11 protein-coding genes and 2 rRNA genes are annotated in these 15,639 nt (G+C 46.9%); 5 read left to right on the top strand and 8 right to left on the bottom strand.

Annotated elements, in window-relative coordinates:
• Window positions 1-140 precede the first annotated feature (140 nt).
• Window positions 141-2,693: a penicillin-binding protein 1A gene (locus K5Q92_RS11475; protein ID WP_220769142.1), complete on the top strand. Its 2,553-nt coding sequence runs from the start codon at window positions 141-143 to the stop codon at window positions 2,691-2,693.
• Window positions 2,694-2,776: 83 nt separating this feature from the next.
• Here K5Q92_RS11475 and argH read toward each other — a convergent pair whose 3' ends face one another.
• The 5 genes from argH to argC form a co-directional block, all read right to left on the bottom strand.
• Window positions 2,777-4,144: an argininosuccinate lyase gene (gene argH / locus K5Q92_RS11470; RefSeq protein ID WP_220769141.1), complete on the bottom strand. Its 1,368-nt coding sequence runs from the start codon at window positions 4,142-4,144 to the stop codon at window positions 2,777-2,779.
• Window positions 4,145-4,255: 111 nt separating this feature from the next.
• On the bottom strand, window positions 4,256-5,494 hold the full coding sequence (locus tag K5Q92_RS11465; RefSeq protein WP_220769140.1) for an argininosuccinate synthase: 1,239 nt from the start codon (window positions 5,492-5,494) through the stop codon (window positions 4,256-4,258).
• A gap of 69 nt (window positions 5,495-5,563) precedes the next feature.
• Entirely contained in the window at window positions 5,564-6,469 is a 906-nt protein-coding gene (locus K5Q92_RS11460; RefSeq protein ID WP_220769139.1) for an ornithine carbamoyltransferase, read from the bottom strand.
• Between the two features lie 12 nt (window positions 6,470-6,481).
• Complete coding sequence (gene argB / locus K5Q92_RS11455; RefSeq protein ID WP_220769180.1) at window positions 6,482-7,285, bottom strand: acetylglutamate kinase; 804 nt, start codon at window positions 7,283-7,285, stop codon at window positions 6,482-6,484.
• On the bottom strand, window positions 7,285-8,292 hold the full coding sequence (gene argC, locus K5Q92_RS11450) for an N-acetyl-gamma-glutamyl-phosphate reductase (protein WP_220769138.1): 1,008 nt from the start codon (window positions 8,290-8,292) through the stop codon (window positions 7,285-7,287). Before argC ends, argB begins: the two co-directional genes overlap by 1 nt.
• A gap of 275 nt (window positions 8,293-8,567) precedes the next feature.
• Here argC and argE point away from each other — a divergent pair, with 275 nt between their 5' ends.
• The 3 genes from argE to K5Q92_RS11435 all read left to right on the top strand — a co-directional run bounded on the left by argE (window position 8,568) and on the right by K5Q92_RS11435 (window position 13,065).
• The gene (argE, locus tag K5Q92_RS11445) at window positions 8,568-9,719 is read left to right on the top strand and encodes an acetylornithine deacetylase (protein ID WP_220769137.1); all 1,152 of its coding nucleotides are present in this window, start codon (window positions 8,568-8,570) and stop codon (window positions 9,717-9,719) included.
• A gap of 167 nt (window positions 9,720-9,886) precedes the next feature.
• Window positions 9,887-12,523 (top strand): phosphoenolpyruvate carboxylase, encoded by a 2,637-nt coding sequence (ppc, locus tag K5Q92_RS11440; protein WP_220769136.1) that lies wholly within the window; start codon window positions 9,887-9,889, stop codon window positions 12,521-12,523.
• A complete protein-coding gene (locus tag K5Q92_RS11435) occupies window positions 12,523-13,065 on the top strand; it encodes a DUF1439 domain-containing protein (protein ID WP_220769135.1) in 543 nt (180 codons plus the stop codon). The genes ppc and K5Q92_RS11435 overlap by 1 nt, the downstream gene beginning before the upstream one ends.
• An 89-nt stretch (window positions 13,066-13,154) precedes the next feature.
• Here the strand turns inward: K5Q92_RS11435 and K5Q92_RS11430 are convergent, their stop codons facing one another.
• The gene (locus K5Q92_RS11430; RefSeq protein ID WP_220769134.1) at window positions 13,155-14,429 is read right to left on the bottom strand and encodes a CinA family nicotinamide mononucleotide deamidase-related protein; all 1,275 of its coding nucleotides are present in this window, start codon (window positions 14,427-14,429) and stop codon (window positions 13,155-13,157) included.
• A 413-nt stretch (window positions 14,430-14,842) separates the two neighbouring features.
• Here K5Q92_RS11430 and K5Q92_RS11425 point away from each other — a divergent pair, with 413 nt between their 5' ends.
• Entirely contained in the window at window positions 14,843-14,983 is a 141-nt protein-coding gene (locus K5Q92_RS11425; protein WP_220769133.1) for a hypothetical protein, read from the top strand.
• Window positions 14,984-15,277: 294 nt separating this feature from the next.
• Here K5Q92_RS11425 and rrf read toward each other — a convergent pair.
• Window positions 15,278-15,393: ribosomal RNA gene (rrf, locus tag K5Q92_RS11420) — 5S ribosomal RNA — on the bottom strand.
• Window positions 15,394-15,523: 130 nt separating this feature from the next.
• Window positions 15,524-15,639 (bottom strand): 23S ribosomal RNA (locus K5Q92_RS11415); the annotation flags it as partial.

The raw sequence follows: 15,639 nt of genomic DNA, 5'->3' as shown, positions 1-15,639 counted from the left end.
CTTCAACGAAATAGCGCTCAAAATATAGACAAATCTCACTTTTACAGAAATACCTAAAGTTTTATCTAGTCACAAGACTTCACCATTTCCGGCGTGGCTTATATACTATTGTTCTTATTTTTAGTTCTTGGAATATTGCGGTGAAGTGGTTTAAACGACTTTTGATAGCTTTCTTTAGCCTAGGTTTACTTGGCATCGGAGCGATCATTGCAGCTTACTTTTATGTGCTGCCAGATCTACCAGATGTCACAACGTTAAAGACGGTAAAATTACAAACACCACTTCGTATTTATAGTAGTGATGGAAAGCTGATCTCTCAATTTGGTGAGAAGCGCCGTATTCCACTAAAACTGGAAGAGGTCCCTAAGCCTCTTCTACAAGCATTTATCGCGACCGAAGACGCCCGTTTCTATGAACATAGAGGTATCGATCCAATCGGTATTTTACGTGCGGCATCAGTCATGCTAACCACAGGCCAAAAGAAGCAGGGTGCGAGTACCATCACCATGCAGGTTGCGCGTAACTTCTTTTTGACTCGTGACAAAACCATTATACGTAAAGTAAAAGAGATCTTTATCTCGATCCATATCGAGCAACTACTCACCAAAGATGAAATCCTAGAGCTATACGTTAACCGCATCTACCTAGGCCAACGCGCCTATGGTGTTGGTGCGGCCGCCCAAGTTTATTACGGTAAAGAGGTCAGCGAGCTGACTCTACCAGAGATGGCGGTCATCGCAGGCTTACCTAAAGCACCATCGACACTGAACCCCATTACTTCAAAAACACGTGCTATGGCTCGTCGCAATGTAGTTTTGATGCGGATGAATGAAGTCGGCTATATCAATAATGCAGAGTATCAAGCTGCTGTTGCCAGCCCAATTACCGCTAAATACCACGGTGCAGTGATCGATCTGTATGCCCCCTATATTTCTGAGATGGCGCGTGATTACCTAGTTGCCAAACTCGGAGAAGAGGAAGCCTATACCGGTGGTTACGACATCTATACCACCGTAGACTCTAAGCTACAGCTCGATGCCCAAAAAGCATTGCGTAATAACGTTTACTCATATGACGAGCGCCACGGCTATCGCGGCCGAGTTAAAGAACTTTGGACAAAAACCGCCCTAGAACCTGAAGAGATCACTGCAAAACTAAAACAAACAGGAGCATTCCAAGGTATGTTCCCTGCGGCTGTTTTGTCTGTAAATGAACAAACAGCCACTGTAATGAACGCAAAAGGTGAAACCATCGAGCTCCCTTGGGATGGCATTAAATGGGCACGTAAATTTATCACCAACAAGCGCCAGGGTAAGGCACCGAAGCTGGCGTCCGACGTATTAAAGCCTGGTGAACAGGTTTGGATCCGCAACAATGGTAGCTTCTGGCAATTAAGCCAAGTGCCATTGGTCGCTAGCGCCCTCGTCTCGCTCGATCCACATGATGGCGCGATTCGTAACTTAGTTGGCGGCTTCAGCTTCTACACTAGCCAATATAACCGTGTGACTCAGGCTAAGCGTCAGTTAGGCTCGAACATTAAGCCTTTCATCTATAGCGCAGCGCTAGAGAAAGGCTACACTCTAGCCACCCTAATTAATAACGCACCAATTAATAAGCCAGATACAAGACAAGGCACAGCTTGGCGCCCTAAAAACTCACCGGATGTTTATGGCGGCCCAACTCGTCTGCGTGTGGGCTTAGCGCAGTCGATCAACGTGATGTCTGTCAGAGCCATGCGCTATGCTGGCCTAGATGCCACTATTGCGGAGCTAGTAAAGTTCGGTTTCGATCCTGCCGACTTACCGCGCAATGAATCGATTGCCTTAGGTTCGCCATCGGTAACACCACTGCAAGTAGTCACCGCGTTTTCTGTTTTTGCTAACGGTGGCTACCTAGTCGAGCCATACTTTATCGAGCGTGTAGAAACCGCAAATGGCGATATTGTAGAACAGGCGAACCCTACTTTAGCTTGTAAGCCAGTGGTGACTGAGCAACCAGTAACTAACGATGATCCTTTTGCCGCTATGGCGAATGAACTTCAAGCCAGTACTACACCTGTAGAAAGTTTACCAGTTATCAACGAAGCTCATCAGTGTGGCGATGAGAACTCTCGCTATGCTCCACAGATTATTTCTGAGCAAACTGCCTTCTTAATCACCGAAGCGCTAAAGAGTGTTATCTGGGGTGGTGGAGACTGGAGCAAAGGAACTGGCTGGAACGGTACAGCATGGCGCGCAGCTCGAGTAGTAAAACGTCGTGATATTGCAGGTAAGACGGGGACGACCAACGAATCACGCGATACCTGGTTTAGTGGCTTCAATCCGAAATTAGCGACTACCGTATGGGTTGGTTTCGATGATCATAGCCAAGAGCTTGGCCGTACAAGCTGGAATGCAAACGGTGCTAAGGATCAGATCTCTTTAGCGGAAGCCGGTGCTAAAACTGCAGGCCCAGGTTGGAATGAGTTTATGAAGGATGCATTGGCGGGCACGCCAGAGGTACCAACATCTGTTCCAGAGGGTATTGTATCTGCACGAATCGATCTGGCCACTGGTAAGCTGACGCGTAAGACCGATTACACCAGTAAGTTTGAGTACTTTATTGCCGGAACTGAACCAACTGAATACGTGACAGAGCAAGAAGACAATAGTGATATCTTCATCGACGAACCTGAAGATGACCTATTCCAGTAATCCTTATTCGTAAAAATAAAAACGCGATCACTCAAAAAGTGACCGCGTTTTTTTATACTTACGAACTCAACTCGCTTGGCCTATCAGCCCTCTTTCTTTACAGCCAATGCACTACGTACCTGCACTAAAGATGTACCACCTAGAGCTTCACGTTTGGCCAAGCAAGACTCAATGGTCAAGCAATCATATACATCGGCCTGTATTACCTCACTAAAGGCTTGCAGCTCTGTTAAGGTCAAATCTTCTAGAGGTGTTTGCTTGGCAATAGCACTCACTACGGCTTCACCAACCACGTGGTGCGCCTCTCTAAACGGCATGCCTTTTGCCACTAAGTAATCAGCCAGTTCTGTCGAATTAGCATAACCTTGCTTTGCCGCATTAAGGGTTTGCTCACGATTCACCTGCAAGCCACTTAATACCAAGGCAGCCATCTCTAAACAGATAGACCAGCTATCCATCACATCGAACAAGCCTTCTTTGTCTTCCTGCATATCTTTGTTGTATGCAAGTGGCAATGCCTTCATGGTGGTTAAGATCCCCATTAAAGCGCCGTAAACACGACCCGTCTTACCTCTGATCAGCTCCAATGCGTCAGGGTTTTTCTTCTGCGGCATCAATGAAGAACCCGATGTTACTTCATCGTCCAGTTCAATAAAGCCCGCTTCACCACTGTTAAAGAAAATTAAGTCTTCTGCCATCCGGCTTAGATGCATCATGCTAATGGAGGCATCGCTACAGATCTCAATCACATGATCTCTGTCTGAAACCGTATCTAAACTATTGAGCGTAGGAGAGGCAAACCCTAAAGATTGAGCCAGTTTCACTCGATCCATCGGATAGGCTGTCCCCGCCAAGGCTCCCGTACCTAACGGACAAGTATCGGCACGCTTAAGCGCATCTTGAAGACGACTGATATCGCGCTCAAACATCTCAACATAAGCTAGACACCAGTGACCAAACAATACTGGCTGAGCCCTTTGCAGATGGGTATAGCCCGGCATGACGGCATCGATTTCACGCTCGGCGAGCTCAATGAGTGCAGCTCTTAGGTTACCTAACAAAGTCAGTAACTGCTCACCCTCTTTTTTACACCAAAGCTTAAGGTCGGTTGCCACCTGATCGTTACGCGAACGGCCAGTATGTAGCTTCTTACCTAGATCGCCAACCTTAGCAATCAATGACTGCTCGACAAAACTATGGATATCCTCAGCACCCGAGGCGATGATGAGTTCAGGGCTGTCTTGGGTTTCTACAAGTAATTCATTTAACGCCTGATGTAGCTCAGTGCACTCTTGCTCGGTCAGAATACCGACCTGTGTAATGGCACTTGCCCAAGCAATTGAACCTACAATATCTTGCTCAATGAGTCGAAAGTCCACAGGCAATGAGTCGTTGAAAAGTTTAAACAGTGCACTGCTTTCTTGGCTAAATCTGCCGCCCCATAATGCCATTTTGACTTCCTCTTTAATCTGAGGCGAAGTCGTACTTCGCCCTTTAACTCTTTCTTTATAAGGCGCTAACCCAATGATGTTAGCGCTTACTTACTCTTATTAACCTAAAGCTTACTTCTGGTTATGCAGTGCTCTAATCCGGCTCGAAAGTGAATACAGACGAATAAAGCCTTCCGCGTCTTTTTGGTTATAGACATCATCGGCACCAAAGGTAGCAAACTCCTCTGAGTACAAGCTGTTAGGCGAGCGTTTCTTCACTACGCTAGCTTGGCCCTTATAAAGTTTAACCACCACTTCACCACTAACAAGATCGGCTAGGGGCTTTGATGCACCAAGTAGCGACTCACACAAAGGGGTAAACCAGCGGCCGTCATAGACTAGATGTGCCATCTGCGCACCAACTTGTTCACGCCACTCACGACTGGTTTTATCCAACACCAACTCTTCAATCGCACGCAGTGCAGCAAACATCACTGTGCCACCTGGCGTTTCATAGCAACCACGAGACTTCATTCCTACGAGTCTATTTTCGGTAATATCGATTCTGCCGACACCATGGGCACCCGCAACTTCATTCAGTACCATCAGCGCTTTGTAAGGCGACAATGCTTCACCGTTCACCTTAGTGATCTTGCCCTGCTCAAGTTCTAAAGAGACATATTCAGGCTGGTCAGGCGCATCTTCAGGCGCCACAGTCATGGTCCAAACTCCTTTAGATGGCTCGTTCCATGGATCTTCAAGCTCACCACCTTCATGGGAAATATGCCAAGCGTTTGCATCACGGCTGTAGATCTTGGTCGCAGATGCAGAGGTGGCAATATTACGCTCGGCGAGATAGTCCAGCAGATCTTCACGGCTCACCATCTCCCACTCACGCCATGGGGCAATTACTTTTAGATCTGGTGCCAGTGCTGCAAAACAACCTTCAAAACGCACCTGATCGTTACCCTTACCCGTGCAACCATGGCAAACGGCATCAGCACCGACCTTACGCGCAACTTCAACCTGTGCCTTGGCGATAATCGGTCTCGCCATCGATGTACCGAGCAGATATGTCCCTTCATAGATGGCTCCAGTGGCAATTGTTGGATAGATATAATCGGCCACCAGCTCTTCTTTTAAGTCAACGATATAACATTCCGATGCACCTGAGGCGATGGCTTTCTCATATAAACCTTCTAGCTCTGCATCACCCTGACCAACATCGGCGCAAAAGGCTACGATCTCACAGTTATCATAGGTCTCTTTTAACCATGGGATAATTGCAGAGGTGTCTAAGCCACCTGAATAAGCCAGAACAACCTTGTTAACCCCTGAGTGATTACTAACTGTTGAATTTTCAATAGACATCTTAATTTCCTACTCACTGTTTGTTATGTCGATCCGCTGGTGCAGATTGATAGTTGTTTTTTGATAGAATTAGCTTAAAAGAGTTACCAGCACCGCGTTCTGTGCGTGCATTCTGTTTTCGGCCTGATGCAAGATAAGCGAGCCCTCGCCATCGACAACCTCGGCAGTCACTTCAACCTCTCGATAAGCGGGTAAGCAGTGCATGAAGTGTTTCGCCCCCGCTTTTTGCATCAACTGAGCATTAACCTGATAGGGCTTAAACTTGGCCTCGATCTCAGCCATCGGCGTTGAGTCTCCCATGGAGATCCAGGTGTCGGTGTAAATTGCATGGTGATCGCTAATCGCTTCAATGTCTGAGCTCAGGGTTAATTTGCCACCATGTTTTGCCGCTAACTCCTGCGCTTCACAAACAACCTTACCGTCTGGAAAATGACCCGGAGGACAGATCACAGTTAACTGCGCCCCAAGAATCGCCGCTCCAAACATCAAGGAGTGAGTCACATTATTACCATCTCCCACATAGGCCAGTTTCACCTTACTCACATCGCCATACTGCTCGGTTAAGGTCAGAAAATCCGCTAAGCCTTGGCAGGGGTGGTAGAGATCGGACAAGGCATTAATCACTGGTACCGTGCCATGTTCAGCTAACTCTTCTATGGTTGAGTGTAAAAATGTACGGGCAACAATCGCATCCGCCCAACAGGAGATATTGGCAGCAAAGTCAGATACAGGCTCACGCTTACCCAGTGCGCCATTTTGCTGATCCAAATATAAGCAGTGGCCACCAAGCTTATTGATGCCGATATCAAAACTCACCCGAGTTCTCAAAGATGGCTTTTCAAATAGCATCACCACACTCTTGCCCTCTAAGGCATACTTATATTCGGCTGGATTAGTCTTAATATTTTGCGCCAATGCCAATAAGTCGAGTAACTGCTGCTGGCTTAGATCTTTGATAGATAGTAGATGTTGCATAAGACTTGTCTCCTAAGGTTGGATCTGTGTGCCAACGGTTTCACCTTGGCATAATGCGATTAACTGCTGTGCATGACGCCAAGAGGCTATCTGTACGGCTTGCCCCATGGACTCTGCAACATCTAATGCAGCTTCCACTTTGACCTTCATTCCTTTCTCAATAACGCCAATCTTGGTTAACTCATTAACCTGCTCTCTATTTAAACTATTAATTAACTGCCCTTTTCCATCGAGAACCCCAGAAACGTCCGACAACAAGACCAAAGAGCCTGAGACCAACTTAGCTAATGCCGTCGCCGCTTGGTCGGCATTGACGTTAAGCATCTGCCCTTCATCGCTAATGGCTATAGAGCTCACTATCGGCATCCAGCCTTGTGCCAACACAAACTCCAAATAACTCGCATCGTTTGGCTCAACTTCCCCTACCAATCCCAATAACGGATCTTTAATCTTGGCCTTCATCATGCCAGCATCGGCTAGGCTCATACCTAAACTGGTTACACCCGCCTTCATCGCGGCGGCTTGAAGGATCTTATTGGAGGTACCCGCTAATGCTCCAACGACAACAGGGATCTGCTCTTCGGGGGTGATCCTTAAGCCATCCAGTTTTTCAGTTGTCATGCCGTTCGCTTTTAACTGCTCATCAACCAGACAGCCCCCGCCATGTACCATAATCAGTGGCTGACCATTTGCGATAATCTTGGCCGCCGCTTCCATTAACCGCGCCATGCCCATTTCACACTGCAGTAAAGCACCACCGACCTTGAGCACCATCACCGGCTTACTTGCCACACTCTTTAGTTCTGCTTGAGTCATCATAAATCCCCTTCAGGCTGCTTTAACGACTCATTAAAATGAATCTTTATGCATTGCAAAGCTTGACTGGCAGCCCCCTTCATTAAGTTATCAATGGCGCTCGCGACCACTAAGTATCCCGTCTGTGCATCGTATTTCCATCCTAGGTGGCAATAGGGAGTCAGCACTACATCATCTACCTTAGGAAATTGATTTTTCTTTACTGTGACAAGCTCTGCTGCCTCGTAGCACTGATAGGCTGTCTCGATATCTTGCTCTGTGGTTTCTGGCTTTAATTTGACCGTAATCGTAGCCAAGATCCCGCGCTTAAAATTACCTAGATGAGGAGTGAAGATAACTTCTTGCCCTAGCTGAGTCGCAATCTCAGGCTGGTGCCTATGGCCTAGTACGCCATAGGGCGTTAAGCTCACTTCACAGAAGCTAGTGTGAAGCTGAGCTTTTCTACCAGCCCCTGTTACGCCGCTTACCGCATTAATCACTGGCAGCACATCGGTTAATAGATGAGAGAGTGGTTTTAGTGCTGTCAGTGATGCCGTTGGATAGCATCCCGGCACCGCTATCATCTTACTTGCCACAATTTGCTCGGTATTCCATTCCGCCAAGCCATATACTGCATCGGCGAGAACTTGCGGATATTCATGAGTAAAACCATACCACTTAGGATATTGGGCCACATCCGCAAACCGATAAGCACCACTTAAATCAAATACGGCTAAGCCCCGCTGATAGAACCAAGCAGCCAGATGTAGGCTCACACCATGATCAGTCGCCAGCACCACTGCATCGGCAGTTTTAACGATAGCCTCTTTTGCCTCATCTGTTAGAGGAGTTAGGCTCAAGGATATATGGCTATATGCAGGATAGAGTTCGGCAAGGGCTTTCCCCTTATCTAGACTATTTTCAGATACATATAGACCTTGAATCGACAGGTTAAGGTCGGCATGAATAAGAGAGGTGAGCTGTGCGCCTGTGTATCCACTGGCACCAATAATGGCTATATTTTTCATAGTCTATGACTTTAAAACCTTAATCTTGAATTTAGATGACGATGCGAAAAAGAGTGGGCACAACTTAAGCCCTGGCTGAACACCATTAATTGACAAGATTATCGTCGCAGGAAGTGGGTACAAATAACCTTAATGACTATAGTTTGAACAAGACTAAACATATTGACTCTCATTAATCAGACCAACGAAATGTGGTAGTTACCTTAGCTGTTTGATAGACTAACACGCAAAATTAATTATGCAATATATTTGAATATATATTTAGGTATTTTTTAATGAAAACACTTCCAGATATAAAAAGCAGTTTTAGTCGGCTTATCGCCACGCCTTCAATTAGCGCCCTTGAAGCCGAACTGGATACCAGCAATCTCGCTGTGATAGAGCTATTGCATAATTGGTTTTCCGACTTAGGCATGCAGTGTCAATCCTTGCCCGTTGCTAATACACGCAATAAACACAATTTAGTGGCTTCTTTTGGTCAAGGACAAGGTGGATTACTACTAGCAGGCCACACAGATACCGTCCCTTTCGACGAAGGGCGCTGGAGCCAAGACCCTTTTTCGCTAGTTGAAAAGAACAACCGCTGGTACGGTCTAGGCAGCTGTGACATGAAAGGCTTCTTTGCGCTCACTCTCGAAGCATTAAAAGAACTGCCTTTGGATAAGTTTAAACGTCCACTGCACATACTCGCCAGCGCCGATGAAGAGACTACTATGAATGGGGCTAAAGCCTTTGCGGCGGCTAAGTCCATTGCACCAGACTATGCCATCATAGGTGAGCCTACGAGCTTAAAGCCGGTTTATATGCATAAAGGGCATTTCACCCAAGGAATTAGGGTAACGGGTCGCAGTGGCCACTCATCAGATCCGGCAAAAGGACTCAACGCCATAGAGGTCATGCACTTAGTGACAGGCCAGCTGCTTAAACTTAAGCAGCACTTAGCCAATAACTATCGAGAAGATGCCTTCAGTGTACCCTACCCAACCATGAACTTCGGTCATATCCACGGTGGTGATGCAGCAAACAGGATCTGCGGTTGCTGCGACCTGCATATCGATCTTCGTCCAATTCCCGGCCTGGCACTGGATGATTTGGAGTTGATGGTTGCCAACTACCTTGAGCCAATATGCAGTCAATACCCCGGTTGCATCCACGTTGCCCCCTTATACCCAGGCTCTGAACCTTTTGCCGATAAAAAAGAGGGCAGCTGGACACAGCTTGTTGCCAAACTTAGTGATAGTCAGCCTGAAGTGGTTAACTATGCCACCGAAGCCCCCTACATCAGCCAATTAGGTTGCCAAACATTAGTCCTCGGCCCCGGAAGTATCGAGCAGGCGCATCAACCGGATGAATTCTTAGATATTAGCTATATTAACCAAACAAAAGATCTATTAAAAAAACTGATTTATCATGCATGTATAAAGTAAGTTGTTATTTTTTATCCAGCTTGCAGATTAGAGCTAGCCGGGCCTTGCTAGGCTGCCAGCAAAAAGTGATGCAGAGCACAATCATGGTCAATATTTCAAACTCGAACATTGCCTAGCACAGCACTGCTAGGTATTGTGAACTATTAGCTTACCAATATGGAGCACGTATGGTAGACATGTATGCCTCGCTAAGGTCCAATGTTGGAACCTTAGGGCAGATTTTAGGTGACACAATCCGCACCGACCTTGATGGCACTTTCCTAGATAAAATTGAACAGATCCGTCATCTTGCAAAAAGCTCACGCCAGGGGGATGATGCCGCCCGTGAGGAGATGCTTACTCTCCTATCTTCTTTAAGCGATGACGAGCTCGTTCCTTTTGCTAAAGCTTTTAACCAATTCTTGAATCTGGCGAATATCGCCGAGCAGTTCCATACTATTAGCCGTAACTGCGATGAATTAGTCTGCGTTCCCGATCCAGTAGAACAGCTATTAGGCCGTATGTTGGGTGGCAATATTGATAAAACCAAGGTGTTAGAATGTTTGAAAACACTCGACATCGACTTGGTACTCACTGCTCACCCAACGGAGATCTCTCGACGCACGCTGATCCAAAAGTACTCGGCGGTTATTGATGCGCTCGCCGCACTCGAAAACCCGCAACTTACCGAGCTAGAAAAAAAGCAGCATCACCTGCGTCTACGCCAACTTATTGCACAGATCTGGCATACCAATGAGATCCGCCACGAGCGCCCTACTCCAGTTGATGAAGCACGTTGGGGGTTAAGCACCATAGAAGCCTCTCTATGGCATGCAATACCAGATTTCCTTAGACAGCTTAATCAACAAGTCGAAGAGCGCACCAATACCCAGCTACCTATCGATATCGCCCCAGTAAAATTCTCAAGCTGGATGGGAGGAGACCGTGATGGTAACCCATTTGTTACCTCAACAGTGACCCAAGAGGTCCTCGACCGTAACCGCCATACTGCCGCACGCCTTTACCTAAAAGATGTTGTACTACTGGTAAACGAGTTGTCGATGGAAGGCGCAAACGAAACACTGCTTGCCTATACCGACGATAGTAAAGAACCATACCGAGTAGTATTAAGAGTTCTACGCCAAAAGCTTAGAAACACCATCGATTACCTCAATGCAAGACTCGAAGGGCATCAACCAGAAGTCGATCCAAGTGAAATCATCTGGCATGAGAGCGATCTAAAAGAGCCTTTGATGATGCTATATCAAAGCTTGTGTGATTCAGGCATGAGCTTAATCGCCAACGGCCTATTACTCGATATGCTGCGCCGCATAGCTTGTTTTGGTATTCATATGCTAAGGCTAGATGTTCGCCAAGATGCTCAGCGCCATGCCGATGTCATTGCCGAACTAACTCGCTATCTTGGCATGGGTGATTACGCTCATTGGGATGAAACAGAAAAGCAAGCATTCCTGCTACGCGAATTAACAGGTAAACGTCCTCTAATTCCAGCTAACTGGCAAGCGTCTGCAGAAGTTGAAGAGGTGGTAAAAACTTGTAGGCTTATTGCAACCCAGCCGGCTCAAGCCATGGGTTCTTATGTCATCTCTATGGCAAGCCAACCCTCAGATGTCTTGGCGGTACTCCTACTACTAAAAGAGACTGGCTGCCCACATCCTATGCGTGTAGTACCACTATTTGAGACCTTAGATGACTTAAACAATGCCTCTGATTGTATGTCAGCCTTATTTGCCATCGATTGGTATCGCGGCTACACCAAAGGCATTCAGGAAGTGATGATCGGCTATTCTGACTCAGCTAAGGATGCCGGTGTGATGGCAGCCGCTTGGGCGCAATACACAGCACAGGAAAAGCTAGTTGCGATTAGCCAAGAAGCCAATATTAAGCTCACTCTGTTCCATGGCCGTGGTGGTACGATCGGCCGTGGCGGCGGACCAGCTCACCAAGCGATCTTGTCTCAGCCACCAGGCTCTGTAGATGGACGCATTCGAGTCACTGAACAAGGTGAGATGATCCGCTTTAAGTTTGGCCTGCCTAAACTCGCAGTGCAAAGTCTGGCGCTTTATACCTCTGCAGTCATGGAAGCGACACTATTGCCACCACCAGAGCCTAAGCCTGAGTGGCGCCAATGTATGCAGCAACTTGCCGACGAATCGGTTTTAGCTTATCGCGCTATCGTTCGTGAAGAGCCTGATTTCGTGTCTTACTTCCGCGCCGCAACGCCAGAAATTGAACTGGGTAAACTGCCATTGGGTAGCCGCCCAGCGAAACGTCGGGTTGATGGTGGTATCGAAAGCTTACGTGCAATTCCGTGGATCTTCGCTTGGTCACAAAACCGCTTAATGCTGCCAGCATGGTTAGGTGCAGGTGAAGCACTAAAAGCGGCTTCTGAGAGAGGTGATTTACCACTACTACAGGAGATGGAAAAGCACTGGCCATTTTTCAAGACTCGAATTTCAATGCTAGAAATGGTTTACGCAAAAGCTGAACCTAATCTGTCGAAGTTCTACGAGACGAGCCTAGTCCCCACTGAACTACATCACCTTGGTGTACAACTCAGAGACCGATTGGCAACAGGTATTGAAGCCGTGCTTGAGCTAACCCAAGCCGAAAGCTTAATGGCCCACACGCCGTGGAATCGTGAGTCGGTAGAGCTTAGAAACCCCTATATCGATCCACTAAACTTCCTACAGGCAGAATTGCTAGCGAGAACCCGTAGAGAGCAGGAGTCCTCTCAAAATGTCGAGCTAGCATTGATGTTAACCATAGCTGGCGTTGCAGCCGGAATGAGAAATACAGGTTAATGAAATTACTAAAAGTGGCGCTTGCTAGCGCCTTGATGTTATTGACTGGCTGTGTCAGTCAATACAGCATCACAGAAGAAGAGCTAGAAACTTACCTTAACGATGAGATGCACTTTGAAGTAAAGCAGGGCAACCAAATCTTCGGAATTGATCTGCGTGTTAATGACATTGAAGTCACCTTAGGTGAAAAGCCAGATACCATGGCTGTATCTGCTGTCACCATCGTTAATGTGCGCAACCCTATGATGCCCATAAGCGCAAATCTTGTTGCTGAGTTTGAGGCTGAGCCGTGGTATGACGCAACGGACCACAGCGTTCACCTGCGTAATCTGCAATTAGTTAAAGTGGAATCTAATCCTCAGGACATAGAGAAAGCCATTGGCTCTATCGCCCCTGAATTAATGCGTTTCTTGACCCAGTTTCTAGAAACAAAACCTGTATATGTATTAGATACCAAAGAGTCGAATCAGGCGCTTATTGCCAATATAACCAAGCGAATCGAGGTTAAACCCGGCAAGCTCGTACTTGTTTTCGAAGACTAACCTTAAGCAGTTAGCTCGCCACTGAAACTAAAAGCAGGCTCCTTTGAGCCTGCTTTTTTATTATTTAGAGAGAGGGACTTTTAAGAAAATTACTTAGCAAAACGACCTATAGTTCCATAATCGACAATAACCGCTTCGCCTAATAACTCTCTTCTTAGCATATCCAGTGCTACCGCCGTACTTAAGCTACGCACTAAATCCCTAGAACGTCTTGGAAGCTTGATCATCTGGCTATAAACGCCTCCTTTAGTCGCTAGTGCTATGGCAACCGTCCCGACAGGCTTGTCTTCTGTGCCACCAGTTGGACCTGCGATGCCACTAGTCGCCAACGCAAAATCACTATCGAGTATGCCCCTTGCTCCTTTTGCCATCTCCTCTACCGTAGCAATTGAAACCGCGCCATGATCGTCTAAGGTTTCAGGCTTAACCCCCAACACTCGAACCTTAGACTCGTTACTATAAGTCACTAACCCTTGATCTAAATAGGATGAGCTTCCAGAGAAGTCGATCAGTTGACTTGCAATCATGCCGCCAGTACACGACTCGGCAACACTAAGACTTAACCCTGAATCGACCATAAGAGAGTGGATAACCTCAGCCAAGCTCGTCTTTTCATCAGCAACGATGGCGTTTCCCAATAAGAAGCGGATCTGGCTTTCTGTCCGATCAAGTTGCCCGATTGCTTCTGGACCTCGAGCGAAGAGTTTAATTTCGATGTGTGGCATAAAAGAACGATAGCCGATAGTCATTCCATCAGGCAGCGCAATATTCTCAAGCACGTCGGCAAGCGATGACTCTCCTTGCCCAAGAGTGAGATACTTTCTTAGAGCAACGTCTGCCGCAATTTCGAATCTCTGCTTAACAAAGGGAATAAACTGCTCTTTAACCATCTGCTTAAATTCAAATGGTACGCCCGGAGTGAAGAATAGCCAAGCACGGTTCAGCTTTACAGCGAAACCACAGGCTGTACCAACAGGATTGTCTATCATAATCGCAGACTCGGGGAGCAAAGCTTGCTTAAGATTACTCAGTGCCATTACTCGGCCACTACGGGTAAACCAATCTTCCAACCTCTCACGCCAAACCTCGTTTTCAACTAAGACCTCTCCCTTCGCCAGCGCCATTGCTTCTGCAGAGAGATCATCACTTGTCGGCCCTAGACCGCCATTTACTAGAATCACATCAGCCTCGCGACTTCGCTCTATAAATACTGATATAAGATCTTCTAAACGATCGCCCACGGTCACACGCCTTTGGCACTCGATACCATGCTCCATCATGGTATTACCGAACCATGCGGCATTTGTATCGACTATCTGACCAGCCAATACCTCTTCGCCTGTACAAATCATTTCCAGTTTCATTCGACAATCCTTAGCGTCCTCATTGCAGCTAAACTATGAAAGCTAAGCCGTAATAGCAATACACAATTGCAATTAAATCACTACAAGCTACTCACCGCCCCCATGTTCGTTCGGTCAATTCTCGTAATAAGGAGTCCAGACAATAACGAAAAAAGCCCGCTACATCGTAGCGGGCTTTCTCGCCAATCTTTAGAGAAAAGTTTAGCGACTGGAAATGAGCTACTCGGTTCGCGCAGCGAACACATGGGGGCGGAGAAGCCCTGCTTTGGATGCAACGCATTCAAGGGCTTTGAAGCGCGAGTAACTTGTTACGAAGCTGGAGGCAAGGCACATGGATGTGCCGAATGCCTGAAACGCATGGATGCAGTTTCTGGCCCCGCTCAGCGGCGGGGTGACGTAGGGAGTAGGCATTTATGCCTACCTTAAGTGAAGCAGTCACCTTTACGGGTAGCTGTATTCTAGATAAGTTGGCGTTCAATATTTCACAAACGCCCAAACGCAACTCCTCTCCTATGCCATCCATGGCATTCGAGGATAAGTACTTTCTCACTTAATTTAAAGCCTGGAAATGACCTACTCGGTTCGCGCAGCGAACACATGGGGGTGAAAGTCTGGCGCTTTGAATACGCAGTATTCGGCCTGACTTGAACGCGGAGAAGCTTGTCTTCGTAGCTGGGGACCCCGCTCAGCGGCGGGGTGACGTAGGGGGTAGGCATTTATGCCTACCTTAAGTGAAGTAGTCACCTTTACGGGTGGCTGTATTCTAGATAAGTTGGCGTTCAATATTTTACAAACGCCCAAACGCAAAAAAGCCACCTTAATAAGGTGGCTTCTTCACTTAATTTAAAGCCTGGAAATGACCTACTCTCACATGGGGAGACCCCACACTACCATCGGCGATACTGTGTTTCACTTCTGAGTTCGGAATGGATTCAGGTGGGACCACAGCTCTATGGTTTCCAGACAAATTTGGTAAATTTGAAAAGCTGGACTCGCTATGCAAGTCTTAAAAATTGGGTTCACACTACATTAAGTGCTTCATTCTAATTCTGATTAGAAACATTAGTCTCTCATACAAAACCCATCAGGGTTGTATGGTTAAGCCTCACGAGTCATTAGTATCAGTTAGCTCAACGCCTCACAACGCTTACACACCTGACCTATCAACGTCCTAGTCTCGAACGGCTCTTTAGAGGAATTAAATTCCTAG

The sequence above is a fragment of the Shewanella sp. MBTL60-007 genome, from assembly GCF_019654915.1.
In the GTDB taxonomy this organism is placed as follows: Bacteria; Pseudomonadota; Gammaproteobacteria; order Enterobacterales; family Shewanellaceae; genus Shewanella.
This window is presented reverse-complemented; position numbering and strand designations above follow the sequence as displayed.